Here is a 13,556-nt window from a genome sequence, read left to right as displayed (position 1 = left end):
CCTTTTGTGGGGAACGCCACGCTCTGCTGGTGGCGACTACACAAGTCTGCGCGCGGACAGCGACGCCCACAGGGGATGGAAAGCGCGCGCCGGTGGGTACGGATTCGAAGCACTGTTTGCGCCAGATCAGGTGCACTTTAAGGATTCTTCGCTTGCTGCCCGCATGCCGAACGGCTCCAATCTGCCCAGAGGAATCTCAGTGGGGGAGGAGCGATGAGCGGCCAGCAGGACCACTATAGTTTCAGCAGCGAGCACACCCCAGTACCCGGCAGCCGATGGGCGGAGCGCTACGCCTGCTGGCTGATGCGTCGGCGCAGGCTGGTGCTGGCGCTCTCCATCTGCCTTTGCGCGCTTGCGGCCGTTGGACTGGATCGTCTGGGCTTCAGCAGCGACTACCGCGACTTCTTTCGGCCCGACGACCCCCAGCTGCTCGCGCATCAATCCCTTCGTCACTCGTATTCCGACGATTACGATGCCCTGGTCGCGTTCGTGCCTGGTGATGGCACCGTGTTTTCGGCCCGCGCCCTGGGCGCCATGGCGGCGTTCACCGAGAAAGCCTGGTCGTTGCCGCACGCGCGGCGCGTGGACAGCCTGACCAATCATCAGCACGCCGAGGCGGACGCCGATCTGCTTCGGGTTCGTCCGCTCTACCAGGCCGAACTGGCCGAGACCGCCAGCGGCATCGAGCGAATCCGCACCATTGCGATGGGCGAGACATCGCTGGTGGGCCGGCTGGTCTCGCACGACGGCGCCGTGTCGGGCGTGAACATCAGCTTTGCGCTCCCGGCGCCCACCGAAGCGAGCATGCCGGAAGCCGTGCATGGGCTGCGCAGACTGATCGAGGCGCATCGGGCCGAGTATCCCGACATCAAGATCAAGGCCAGCGGCGGCATCCTGCTCGATACGGCGTTCGAGGAGCAGGCGCAGAATGACCTGGAGACACTGACGCCGCTGATGTACGCGCTGATCCTGGTGGTAATGTTCATCGCCTTGCGCAGTGCGGTGGGCGTGCTGGCGGCGCTGCTGGTCATGACGTTGTCGATCGTCGCGTCGCTGGGAATGGCCGGATGGTTCGGGCTCCGGCTCACCGCCATGTCGGTGTCGGCGCCGACCATCCTGACGACGATCGCCGTGGCGTGCAGCCTGCACGTCATCGTCTATGCCGTGCGGCGCATGGCCGCCGGGCTGGGCCAGCAGGACGCCGTCCGTGAATCGGTGGCCATCAACCTGCCGATCGTGGCCATGGCGTGTGGCACGGACGCCCTGGGCTTCTTCAGCATGTGCCTGTCCGACGTGCCGCCGATTGCAACGTTTGGCGTGATACTGGGTACGGGGGCCCTGGCGATCTTCATCTTCTCGGTGACGTTCCTGCCCGCCTGCCTGGCGTTGCTGCCGCTGAAGGGCAACGGCCGTCTGCTGCGGCAGGGCCAAGCGTTGGGCAGGTTTGCCGTGGTAATGGTCGATCGGCGACGCCCGATCTTCGGATGCGCGGCTGCGCTGGCGGTCCTCGGCGGCATCTACGCCGCGCAAAACCAGCTCGAAGACAACTTCGTCGATTACTTCAGCCCCGCCGTCGAGTTTCGGCGCGATACGGACTTCATCAGCGCCCATCTGACGGGCGTGCACGCAGTCCACTACTCCCTGGCGGCGCCGGCGGGTACGTCGGTTGCGTCATCCAGCTATCTGCAGGACGTCGATCGTCTTGCCGCGTGGCTGCGGTCGCAGCCCGAGGTTCATCATGTCAGCGCGTTATCCGACATCGTGAAGCGGATTCACCGCACGCTTGAGAACGACTCGCCAGCGGCCTATCGCATCCCGGATGACGACGTGCAGAGCGCGCAGATGCTGCTGCTCTTCGAGATGTCGCTGCCACCCGGGCTCAGCCTCAACGATCAGATCCGGATCGATCGATCCGCCAGCCGGTTGACCGTGGTGCTCGCCGACATGTCTTCCGCGGAGCTGGTGGCGTTCGATCGCCGCGCGCATGAATGGATGCGCGCGAACCTGCCGGACACGATGGCCACGCACGGCACCGGCCCGTCCATGATGTTTGCGCGCATCGGCCAGTCCAACATCCCCGGGACACTGAAGGGGTATGTGCTGCAGATCCTGCTGATCTCGCTGGTTATTGCGGTGGCCATGCAGAGTGTTCGCCTTGGCATCGCCAGCCTGCTGCCGAATGTCCTGCCCTCGCTGCTGGCTTTTGGCGTCTGGGGCGCCACGGTGGGGCAGGTCGGGATGTCGGTTGCAATCGTCAGCGTCCTGGCCTACGGGATCATCGTCGACGACACCATCCACAGCATCTACAAGTATCACGCGGCGCGGACCCGGCAGGGGCTGCCGCCCCGCGCGGCAATCGAGTACGCGTATGGCAGTTCGGGTGTCGCGCTGGTCCTGACGACGGTCGTGCTGGTATTGGGATTCGGCGCCCTGACGCTGTCGCACTTCGATCTCAATGCCAACCTGGGAATCATGTCGCTGCTGACCATCGGCATTGCCGGCGTGATCGACCTGGTGGTCCTGCCGCCGCTGCTCTACGTGATGGACCGCCGCGCCACGCGCGAACTCGACAAGCCATTGCCATCAACCATGACACAGGGAACATTGACGCCATGATGCGAACCGTTTCAAGGCTGGCCGTACTCCTTTTCGTGCTCGCCGCGGTGCCGGTGCACGGTGAAACCTCGGCCGGTGCCCCGGACCCCGGGGAAGCGATTGCGGCAGAAGCCTACGCGCGGGAGAGAGGCTTCGACAGCTACCGGATGGACATGGAGATGATCCTGCGCGATCGGCAGGGCCGGGAGAGCGTGCGGCGGATGCGAGGCGCGGTGCTGGAGGTCGCAGACGATGGCGACAAGCATCTGATCGTTTTCGAAGCGCCGGCGGACATCAAGCACACCGCCTTCCTGACCTTCTCGCACGCCGACAAACCCGACGACCAATGGCTATACCTGCCGTCGCTGAAGCGGACCCGGCGCATTGCATCCGACAACAGGTCGGGCTCGTTCCTTGGCAGCGAGTTTTCCTTCGAGGACCTGACGTCGCAGTTGCCGCGCAAGTTCAGCCACACGCTGGTTGGCGAAGAAACGGTGGCCGACCGGCCCAGTTTCAAGCTGGAGCGCGTGCCGCGTTACGAAGGCTCGGGTTATACCCGACAGATGCTCTGGATCGACAAGGAGCGATGGGTCGCGCTGAAGACGGAGTTCTATGACCGGCGCGGCGCACTGCAGAAGACGCTGGAGACTGGCGGATATGAGCGCTACGAGGGTCGTCTGCTGAAGCCGGCCTGGATGTCCATGCTGAATCACCAGACGGGCAAGTCCACGCGCATCAACATGCGCAACTACAGGTTCCGCGAATCGAGCATCAACCGCCAGGACTTCCTGCCGCAGCGGCTTGAGTATGTCCGTTAGCCGGCGGATCGCTGCGCGGTGGTGCGCGGCCATCGGCTTCGGTCTTGCATCCGGTGGCACCGAGGCCGTGCCTGACGTCGAGACGTCGGGCAGCATCGGAATCGAAGCGCGGCTGTTCAACCGTCGCCCCGCGCTGCCGGACCAACGCTGGCATTCGGGTGCGCTGGTCCTGAATCCCGGCTGGATCGTCACGCATCCGGCGGTGCCCGAATTGTCGGCGCGATTGACGATCTACGCGCGGCTCGACACGGCGGACACTGCGATGCGGTACGTTGATGCGCGCGAAGCCCAGTTGCGCTATGAGGACGGTGACAACCTCTGGCAAGTCGGGATGGAGACCGTCGATTGGAGCGTGATGGAGTCCAGCCATCCGGCCAACATCATCAACCAGGTGGACACGCGCGCGGATATCGATCTGCAGGCCAAGCTCGGCCAGCCGATGCTGTCCTATACGCGCTTCACCGATCGGTATGGCCGGTTCGCCGCGTACTGGATGCCCTGGTTCCGTCCCCGGCCGCTGCTTGGCACCGGCAGCCGCCTGCGCGTAGGCCCCGTGGCGACGGACAACGCACCGCATGGGCTGTCGCCCTGGCTGCGCACCAATGATGTGGCGGTGTACTGGTCTGGTACGGTCGGCCCAGGCGACCTGAGCGCCTATGTTTTCGATGGCCTGTCGCGCGAGCCGGACTTCTCGGCGGACTTGACCGCGAACTACCGGCGCATCCGTCAGCTTGGCCTGACCGCCCAGGTGCCAGTGGGCAGCATGCTATGGAAAGGCGAGGCCATTCATCGACGGGGACAAGGACGCCCTTTCTGGTCCTGGACCGCTGGCGGGGAGTACACGGTGACGCAACCGAGCCTGGATGTCTCCCTGCTGTTCGAGATCCTGCGGGACGACCGCGACGACAGCGCGCCGCTGGCGCTCTACAAGAACGCCCTGTTCGGTGGCGTGCGGTTGCGCTTCAACGAGCCCGGCGACGCGGAACTTCTGTACGGCATCCTGCACGACCGCGCCAACCGCGTGCTGGTCCATCGCCTGGAGTTCAGCCGGCGCTTCGGGCAGTCCATCCGCCTGGCCCTGCAAGCGCGCAAGGCCGCGTGCAACAGTGACAGCCCCTTTGCGCCGATCTGCCATGACAGTGTTTTCCAGATCAATCTGAACCACAGCTTTTGAGGCGTCGTGTCGCCCAGCGGACTCGACCTGTGCGATGGACGGTGGCGCCCCGAGCCAGCGCCAGCAAGCCCTCCAGGACGAAAAAAAACCCGGCTCTTTCGAGCCGGGTTCTTGACTACCGCGGTAGCGTCGGACGCGATCAGACTGCGTCGCCGTCGCCTTCGGTGGCTTGCACCACCGGCGGCTCGATGAAGAGCGACTGCTCTTCGTCGCTGATCGCCTGGGCGCGTTCGCGCTCGGCGGCCTCGCGTGCCTTGCGGGCACGGTGGTAGGCCAGGCCGGTACCAGCCGGGATCAGGCGGCCCACGATCACGTTTTCCTTCAGACCACGCAGGTCGTCGGTCTTGCCCATGATCGCGGCTTCGGTCAGCACGCGCGTGGTTTCCTGGAACGATGCCGCCGAGATGAAGCTGTCGGTCGACAGCGACGCCTTGGTAATACCCAGCAGCAGGTTCTCGTGGATGGCCGGACGCTTGCCTTCGGCGATCACGCGATCGTTCTCGTCGAGCAGTTCCGAACGCTCCACCTGTTCACCCGGGATGAACTTGGTGTCGCCCACTTCCTGGATCTGCACGCGGCGCAGCATCTGACGAACAATCACTTCGATGTGCTTGTCGTTGATCTTCACGCCCTGCAGACGGTACACGTCCTGCACCTCGTCCACGATGTAGTGCGCCAGTTCCTCGATGCCCTTCAGGCGCAGGATGTCGTGCGGGTCCGCCGGACCTTCCACGATCATTTCGCCCTTGTTCACCACCTGGCCATCGTGCACCAGCACCTGCTTTTCCTTCGCGATCAGGAACTCGTGGGCGTTGCCGTCCAGGTCCGTGATGACCAGGCGCTGCTTGCCCTTCGTGTCCTTGCCGAACGACACCGTACCGGTGACCTCCGCCAGCACGGCGGCGTCCTTCGGCGAACGGGCTTCGAACAGCTCGGCCACACGCGGCAGACCCCCGGTAATGTCGCGGGTCTTCTGCGATTCGGTCGGGATACGCGCCAGGACTTCACCGACGTGCACCTGCTGGCCGTCCTTCACGGTAATCAGCGCGCCCACCTGGAAGCCGATGGTCACGGAGTGGTCCGTGCCCGGGATCTTGACTTCCTGGTTGTTCGCGTCGAGCAGCTTCACCTGCGGGCGCAGGCCCTTGGTGGCAGCCGTGCGGCGCTTGGCGTCGATCACCACGAGGGTCGACAGGCCGGTGACCTCGTCCATCTGCTTGGCGACGGTCACGCCTTCTTCCACGTTCTCGAACTTGATCGTGCCCGAGTACTCGGAAACGATCGGGCGCGTCAGCGCGTCCCACGTGGCCAGTTGCGTGCCAGCCTTGATGGCCTGGCCGTCCTGCACCAGCAGCGTGGCACCGTACGGGATCTTGTGGCGCTCACGCTCGCGGCCGTGGTCGTCCGTGATCAGTGCCTCGCCGGAACGCGAGATCACGATCAGTTCGCCCTTGGCGTTGGTCACGTAGCGCATGGTCACCGTGAAGCGCACCGTACCGGTGGCCTTGGCTTCCACGCTCGACGCCACTGCCGCACGCGATGCCGCACCACCGATGTGGAACGTACGCATGGTCAGCTGGGTACCCGGCTCGCCGATCGACTGCGCGGCGATCACACCCACCGCTTCGCCCGAGTTCACCAGCACGCCGCGGCCCAGGTCGCGGCCGTAGCACTTGGCGCACAGGCCGTAGCGCGTGTCGCACGACAGCGGCGTGCGGACCTTGACCTCGTCCACGCCGATGTTGTCGATCAGCTCGACCAGGTCTTCGTCCAGCAGCGTGCCGCTTTCGATGGCGGTTTCCTGGGTCTCAGGGTTCACCACGTCGCCCACGGTCACACGGCCCAGGATACGGTCGCGCAGGGCTTCGATCACTTCACCGCCCTCGACCAGCGCCTTCATGGCCACGCCGTTGGTCGTGCCGCAATCGTCTTCCACCACGACCAGATCCTGCGTCACGTCGACCAGACGACGGGTCAGGTAACCCGAGTTCGCGGTCTTCAGTGCCGTATCGGCCAGGCCCTTACGCGCACCGTGGGTCGAGATGAAGTACTGCAGAACGTTCAGGCCTTCACGGAAGTTCGCCGTAATCGGCGTTTCGATGATCGAGCCGTCCGGCTTGGCCATCAGGCCGCGCATCCCCGCAAGCTGACGAATCTGGGCCGCGCTACCGCGCGCACCCGAGTCCGCCATCATGTAGATCGAGTTGAACGATTCCTGCTTGACCGTCGCACCGGTGCGATCGACCACGTCCTCGTGCTGGAGTTGCTCCATCATCGCCTTGCCCACCTGGTCGCCCGCGGCGCCCCAGATGTCCACGACGTTGTTGTAGCGCTCCTGGTCCGTCACCAGACCCGACATGTACTGCTTGTCGTATTCCTTCACCTTGGCAGCCGCGTCGGAGATGATCTTCTCCTTCTGCGGCGGCACCAGCATGTCGTCGATGGCGATCGAGATACCGGCGCGCGTGGCCAGGCGGAAGCCCGACTGCAGCAGCTTGTCGGCAAAGATCACGGTCTCGCGCAGGCCGCACTTGCGGAATGCCGTGTTGATCAGGCGCGAGATTTCCTTCTTCTTCAGCGGCTTGTTCAGCACCGAGAACGGCAGGCCCTTCGGCAGGATCTCGGACAGGATCGCGCGGCCGACCGTGGTGGCCTGCAGCGTGATCTTGGGCGCGAAACGGGCATCGCCGTCGGCGTCCTTGTTCACGAGTTCGTACTCGGTGATCCGCACGTTCACGCGCGACGCGAGTTCGACTTCCTTGTTCTCGTAGGCGCGGATGACTTCGCTGATGTCAGCGAACGTCATGCCCTCGCCCTTGCCGTTGATCTTGTCGCGGGTCGTGTAGTACAGACCCAGCACCACGTCCTGCGACGGCACGATCGACGGATCGCCGTTGGCCGGGAACAGCACGTTGTTGGACGCCAGCATCAGCGTGCGGGCTTCCATCTGGGCTTCCAGCGACAGCGGCACGTGAACGGCCATCTGGTCACCGTCGAAGTCGGCGTTGAACGCCGCGCAGACCAGCGGGTGCAGCTGGATGGCCTTGCCTTCGATCAGCACCGGCTCGAACGCCTGGATGCCCAGGCGGTGCAGCGTCGGCGCGCGGTTCAGCATCACCGGGTGCTCGCGGATCACCTCTTCGAGGATGTCCCACACCACCGGCGTCTGGCTTTCCACTTCCTTCTTCGCCGCCTTGATCGTGGTGGCGATGCCCATCGTTTCCAGCTTGTGGAAGATGAACGGCTTGAACAGCTCCAGCGCCATCAGCTTCGGCAGGCCGCACTGGTGCAGCTTCAGCGTCGGGCCCACCACGATGACCGAACGGCCCGAGTAGTCCACGCGCTTGCCCAGCAGGTTCTGACGGAAGCGGCCGCCCTTGCCCTTGATCATTTCGGCCAGGGACTTCAGCGGACGCTTGTTGGCGCCGGTCATCGCCTTGCCGCGACGGCCGTTGTCCAGCAGCGAGTCGACGGCCTCCTGCAGCATGCGCTTTTCGTTGCGCACGATGATCTCGGGGGCCTTCAGTTCCAGCAGGCGCTTCAGGCGGTTGTTACGGTTGATGACGCGGCGATACAGGTCGTTCAGGTCCGACGTGGCGAAACGGCCACCATCGAGCGGAACCAGCGGACGCAGTTCGGGCGGCAGCACCGGCAGCACTTCCAGGATCATCCACTCGGGCTTGATGCCCGAACGCTGGAACGCCTCCAGCACCTTCAGGCGCTTGGCGAACTTCTTGATCTTGGCTTCGGAACCGGTGGCCTGCAGCTCGGCGCGGATCTGTTCGATCTGCTTCTCGATGTCGATGCCGCGCAGCAGTTCACGGATGCCCTCGGCACCCATCATGGCCACGAATTCGCCTTCGCCGTACTCGTCGCACTTGGCGATGTAGTCGTCCTCGGACATGATCTGGCTCTTCTTGAGCGGGGTCATGCCCGGTTCCAGCACCACGAATGCCTCGAAGTACAGCACGCGCTCGATGTCGCGCAGCGTCATGTCGAGCACCATGCCCAGACGCGACGGCAGCGACTTCAGGAACCAGATGTGCGCGGTCGGGGCGGCCAGTTCGATGTGGCCCATGCGCTCGCGGCGCACCTTGGCCAGCGTCACTTCCACGCCGCACTTCTCGCAGATCACGCCACGGTGCTTCAGGCGCTTGTACTTGCCGCACAGGCACTCGTAGTCCTTGATCGGCCCGAAGATCTTGGCGCAGAACAGACCGTCGCGTTCCGGCTTGAACGTACGGTAGTTGATCGTCTCGGGCTTCTTCACTTCGCCGTACGACCACGAACGGATCTTCTCCGGCGATGCCAGGCCGATCTTGATCGCGTCGAACTGCTCTTCCTGCTGAACCTGCTTAAAGAGATCGAGCAATGCTTTCATTGCAACTCCTTGTTTCGCCACCGGGCCGGAGTCTGTCCGGCGCGGCGGCATTCAATCCTGTGGGAAACCTTCGCTGGTGGGTACCGGCCGTGCCGGCACCCGCATCAAACCTGGATCAGTAGCGATCCAGGTCGATGTCGATACCCAGCGAGCGGATTTCCTTCACCAGCACGTTGAACGACTCCGGCATGCCGGCATCGATCGAGTGCTCGCCCTTGACGATGTTCTCGTACACCTTCGTACGGCCGTTCACGTCATCGGACTTGACCGTCAGCATTTCCTGCAGCACGTACGACGCGCCGTAGGCTTCCAGTGCCCACACTTCCATCTCACCGAAACGCTGGCCACCGAACTGGGCCTTGCCGCCCAGCGGCTGCTGCGTCACCAGCGAGTACGGGCCGGTCGAACGCGCGTGCATCTTGTCGTCGACCAGGTGGTGCAGCTTCAGCATGTGCATCACACCCAGCGTGACCGGACGCTCGAACGCCTCGCCGGTGCGGCCGTCGAACAGCGTGACCTGCTGCTTCGATGCGGTCAGGCCCTTTTCCTTGGCGATCTCGTCCGGGTAGGCCAGGTCGAGCATGCGGCGGATTTCGGCCTCGTGCGCACCGTCGAACACCGGCGTGGCAAACGGCACACCCTTCTTCAGGTTGGAGGCCAGTTCCAGCACTTCGGCGTCCGACAGGCTGTCCAGGTCTTCCGCCTTGCCGCTCTCGTTGTAGATCTGCGCGAGCAGCGGACGGAGTTCGGTGGCCTTGGCCTGCGCCTTGAGCATGTCGCCGATACGCTGGCCCAGGCCGCGCGCGGCCCAGCCCAGGTGGGTTTCCAGAATCTGGCCCACGTTCATCCGCGACGGCACGCCCAGCGGGTTCAGCACGATGTCCGCCGGCGTACCGTCGGCCATGTACGGCATGTCTTCGATCGGGACGATCTTCGACACCACACCCTTGTTACCGTGACGGCCGGCCATCTTGTCGCCCGGCTGCAGGCGGCGCTTGACGGCCAGGTACACCTTGACCATCTTGATCACGCCCGGCGGCAGTTCGTCGCCCTGCGTGAGCTTCTTGCGCTTCTCTTCGAAGGCCAGGTCGAACTCGTGGCGCTTCTGCTCGATGGCTTCCTTGACGGCTTCCAGCTGGGCAGCCACTTCCTCGTCGGCCGGACGGATGTCGAACCAGTGGTATTTGTCCAGGTCGGCCAGGTACTCGCGCGTCAGCTTGGCGCCCTTGGCCAGCTTCTTCGGACCGCCGTTGACGGTCTTGTCGAGCAGCAGGCGCTCCAGACGCTGGAAGGCATCGCCTTCCACGATACGCAGCTGGTCGTTCAGGTCCAGGCGGTAGCGCTTCAGTTCGTCGTCGATGATCGACTGGGCACGCTTGTCGCGCGTCACGCCCTCGCGGGTGAAGACCTGCACGTCGATCACGATGCCGCTCATGCCCGACGGCACGCGCAGCGACGTGTCCTTCACGTCCGAAGCCTTCTCGCCGAAGATGGCGCGCAGCAGCTTCTCTTCCGGCGTGAGCTGGGTCTCGCCCTTCGGCGTGACCTTGCCCACCAGCACGTCGCCGGCTTCCACTTCGGCGCCGATGTACGTGATGCCCGACTCGTCCAGACGCGCCAGTTGCGCTTCGGCCAGGTTCGAGATGTCGCGCGTGATTTCCTCGGGTCCGAGCTTCGTGTCGCGGGCGACGACCGACAGTTCCTCGATGTGGATCGAGGTATAGCGGTCTTCGGCCACCACGCGCTCCGAGATCAGGATCGAATCCTCGAAGTTGTAGCCGTTCCACGGCATGAACGCCACCAGCATGTTCTGGCCCAGTGCCAGCTCGCCCAGGTCGGTCGAGGCGCCGTCGGCAATCACGTCGCCGCGGGCAACGATATCGCCAACCTTCACCATCGGACGCTGGTTGATGTTGGTGTTCTGGTTCGAACGCGTGTACTTGATCAGGTTGTAGATGTCCACGCCAACTTCGCCGGCCACGGCTTCGTCGTCGTTCACGCGGATCACCACGCGCATTGCGTCGACATAGTCGACCACGCCGCCACGCATTGCCTGAACGGCCGTGCCCGAGTCAACGGCCACGGTGCGCTCGATGCCGGTACCCACCAGCGGCTTGTCCGGACGCAGGCAAGGCACGGCCTGGCGCTGCATGTTGGCGCCCATCAGTGCACGGTTCGCGTCATCGTGCTCCAGGAACGGCACCAGCGATGCAGCGGCCGACACGATCTGCGACGGCGCCACGTCGATGTACTGCACGCGGTCCGGCGTGACCATGCGGGTTTCACGCTCCGAACCTTCGCGGGCGGACACCAGTTCGTCGATCAGGTTGCCTTCGGCATCGACGGTCGCGTTGGCCTGGGCCACCACGTACTTGCCTTCCTCGATGGCCGACAGGTAATCCACCTGGTCGGTCAGCTTGCTGTTTTCCACCTTGCGGTACGGCGTCTCCAAGAAGCCGTATTCGTTCAGGCGGGCGTACAGTGCCAGCGAGTTGATCAGGCCGATGTTCGGGCCCTCCGGCGTTTCGATCGGGCACACGCGGCCATAGTGGGTCGGGTGCACGTCGCGGACTTCAAAGCCGGCGCGCTCGCGCGTCAGACCACCCGGGCCAAGGGCCGACACGCGGCGCTTGTGGGTGATTTCCGACAGCGGGTTGGTCTGGTCCATGAACTGCGACAGCTGCGACGAACCGAAGAACTCGCGGATGGCCGACGAAATCGGCTTCGAGTTGATCAGGTCGTGCGGCATCAGGTTCTCGGTCTCGGCCTGGCCCAGACGTTCCTTGACGGCACGCTCCACGCGCGACAGGCCGGCGCGGAACTGGTTTTCCGCCAGTTCGCCGACGCAACGCACGCGACGATTGCCCAGGTGGTCGATATCGTCGACTTCGCCCTTGCCGTTGCGCAGGTTCACCAGGATCTTGATCGTCTCGAGGATGTCCTCGTCCTGCAGCACCATGCTGCCCTCGCCGCTCGGGCGCGACAGGCGGCTGTTGACCTTCATCCGGCCAACGCGCGACAGGTCGTACGATTCCTCGCTGTAGAACAGGCGCTGGAACAGCGCTTCCACGGCGTCCTCGGTGGGCGGCTCGCCCGGGCGCATCATGCGGTAGATGGCGATCCGCGCGGCCGTCTGGTCGGCGGTGTCGTCGGCACGCAGCGTCTGCGAGATGTACGGGCCCTGGTCCAGGTCGTTCGTGTACAGCGTCTGGATCTGCTTGACACCGGCTTCGCGCAGGTTTTCCAGCAGCGTCTCGGTCAGCTCGTCGTTGGCGTTGGCAATCACCTCGCCCGTATCGGGGTCGATGATGTTCTTGGCCAGCACGCGGCCCAGCAGGTAGTCTTCCGGCACGCTGATCAGCTTGGTACCGGCCGAATCCAGGTCACGGATGTGCTTGGCGTTGATCCGCTTGTCCTTTTCCACCACGACGCGGCCGTTCTTGTCGGCGATGTCGAAGCGTGCGACTTCACCACGCAGGCGCTCAGGCACGAATTCCAGCTGTGCGCCTTCGCTTTGCAGCGTGAAGTTGTCGAACACGAAGAAGTGGGCCAGGATCTGTTCCGGCGTCAGGCCGATCGACTTCAGCAGGATCGTCACCGGCATCTTGCGGCGGCGGTCCACACGGAAGTACAGGATGTCCTTCGGATCGAATTCGAAGTCCAGCCACGAGCCACGGTACGGAATGATACGTGCCGAGAACAGCAGCTTGCCCGAGCTGTGCGTCTTGCCCTTGTCGTGCTCGAAGAACACGCCCGGCGAACGGTGCAGCTGGCTAACGATGACACGCTCGGTGCCGTTAATCACGAAGGAACCGGTCGACGTCATGAGCGGGATTTCGCCCATGTAGACTTCCTGCTCCTTCACTTCCTTCACCTTGCCCGGGTTCTCGCGATCGTTGATGATCAGGCGAACCTTGGCGCGCAGGGCCGAGTGGAACGTCAGGCCGCGCTGCTGGCATTCCTTGACGTCGAACGGCGGGTTGGACAGGTGATACGAGACGAATTCCATACGGGCAAGCCCGTTATGGGAGGAGATGGGGAAAATCGCGTTGAAAGCGGCCTGCAGGCCCTCGCTCTTGCGACGCGCGGCCGGCGTTTCCGCTTGCAAAAACTGGGTGTAGGATTCAATCTGTGTGGCAAGCAGGAATGGAACCTGATGAACCGTCGCACGCTTCGCAAAGGATTTGCGAATGCGCTTCTTTTCGGTGAAGCTGTACGCCATGGGATCTCCGAATCATCGCAGGGCTGGCTGGACCTTGCCGGCACCTGAGGTGTTCAGCGACTGGGAGGGGATTTGGCGGTTGGCCGCTACCAACCTCTGGCTGACGGTGCCCGCACGCTGCGGACGGTGTGGTCATTGCACGGCGCAATGCCTGCACACGTCCGGGGGGCACCCGACCAAACTTGTCTTCTGCAGTCGGTTCAGAAGACAAACATCAGCAACCACCTAGTGTGCCACTGATGTTTGGCTTCTGCTGAGGCAGCGATCGATATCGCCTGCCGAAGCATACGCTACTTCACATTTCGTCCATCCGGACCGGTCTGCGCCCTAGCTGGGTGCCGCATCGAACACACCCGCATAAGCGCA

5 protein-coding genes are annotated in these 13,556 nt (G+C 64.0%); 3 read left to right on the top strand and 2 right to left on the bottom strand.

Going from position 1 to position 13,556, the window contains the following annotated elements:
- Positions 1-213: 213 nt before the first annotated feature.
- The 3 genes from EHF44_RS06655 to EHF44_RS06645 are packed head-to-tail and all read left to right on the top strand — an operon-like array spanning position 214 to position 4,587.
- Positions 214-2,616: an efflux RND transporter permease subunit gene (locus tag EHF44_RS06655; RefSeq protein WP_124683023.1), complete on the top strand. Its 2,403-nt coding sequence runs from the start codon at positions 214-216 to the stop codon at positions 2,614-2,616.
- Positions 2,613-3,413, top strand: a complete 801-nt coding sequence (locus EHF44_RS06650) for an outer membrane lipoprotein-sorting protein (RefSeq protein WP_124683022.1) — start codon at positions 2,613-2,615, stop codon at positions 3,411-3,413. The genes EHF44_RS06655 and EHF44_RS06650 overlap by 4 nt, the downstream gene beginning before the upstream one ends.
- The gene (locus EHF44_RS06645; protein WP_124683021.1) at positions 3,403-4,587 is read left to right on the top strand and encodes a hypothetical protein; all 1,185 of its coding nucleotides are present in this window, start codon (positions 3,403-3,405) and stop codon (positions 4,585-4,587) included. Before EHF44_RS06650 ends, EHF44_RS06645 begins: the two co-directional genes overlap by 11 nt.
- Positions 4,588-4,726: 139 nt before the next feature.
- Here the strand turns inward: EHF44_RS06645 and rpoC are convergent, their stop codons facing one another.
- Both rpoC and rpoB read right to left on the bottom strand, forming a co-directional pair.
- Complete coding sequence (gene rpoC / locus EHF44_RS06640) at positions 4,727-8,968, bottom strand: DNA-directed RNA polymerase subunit beta' (protein ID WP_124683020.1); 4,242 nt, start codon at positions 8,966-8,968, stop codon at positions 4,727-4,729.
- Between the two features lie 115 nt (positions 8,969-9,083).
- Entirely contained in the window at positions 9,084-13,190 is a 4,107-nt protein-coding gene (gene rpoB / locus EHF44_RS06635; RefSeq protein ID WP_124683019.1) for a DNA-directed RNA polymerase subunit beta, read from the bottom strand.
- Positions 13,191-13,556: the final 366 nt, after the last annotated feature.

This window comes from Cupriavidus pauculus, from assembly GCF_003854935.1.
GTDB classification, from domain to species: Bacteria; Pseudomonadota; Gammaproteobacteria; order Burkholderiales; family Burkholderiaceae; genus Cupriavidus; species Cupriavidus pauculus_C.
This window is presented reverse-complemented; position numbering and strand designations above follow the sequence as displayed.

Bases quoted from the DNA above. Each gene is read 5' to 3' on its own strand.
- EHF44_RS06655 (WP_124683023.1), top strand. From the start codon at position 214: ATGAGCGGCCAGCAGGACCACTATAGTTTCAGCAGCGAGCACACCCCA.
- EHF44_RS06650 (WP_124683022.1), top strand. From the start codon at position 2,613: ATGATGCGAACCGTTTCAAGGCTGGCCGTACTCCTTTTCGTGCTCGCC.
- EHF44_RS06645 (WP_124683021.1), top strand. From the start codon at position 3,403: ATGTCCGTTAGCCGGCGGATCGCTGCGCGGTGGTGCGCGGCCATCGGC.
- rpoC (WP_124683020.1), bottom strand. From the start codon at position 8,968: ATGAAAGCATTGCTCGATCTCTTTAAGCAGGTTCAGCAGGAAGAGCAG.
- rpoB (WP_124683019.1), bottom strand. From the start codon at position 13,190: ATGGCGTACAGCTTCACCGAAAAGAAGCGCATTCGCAAATCCTTTGCG.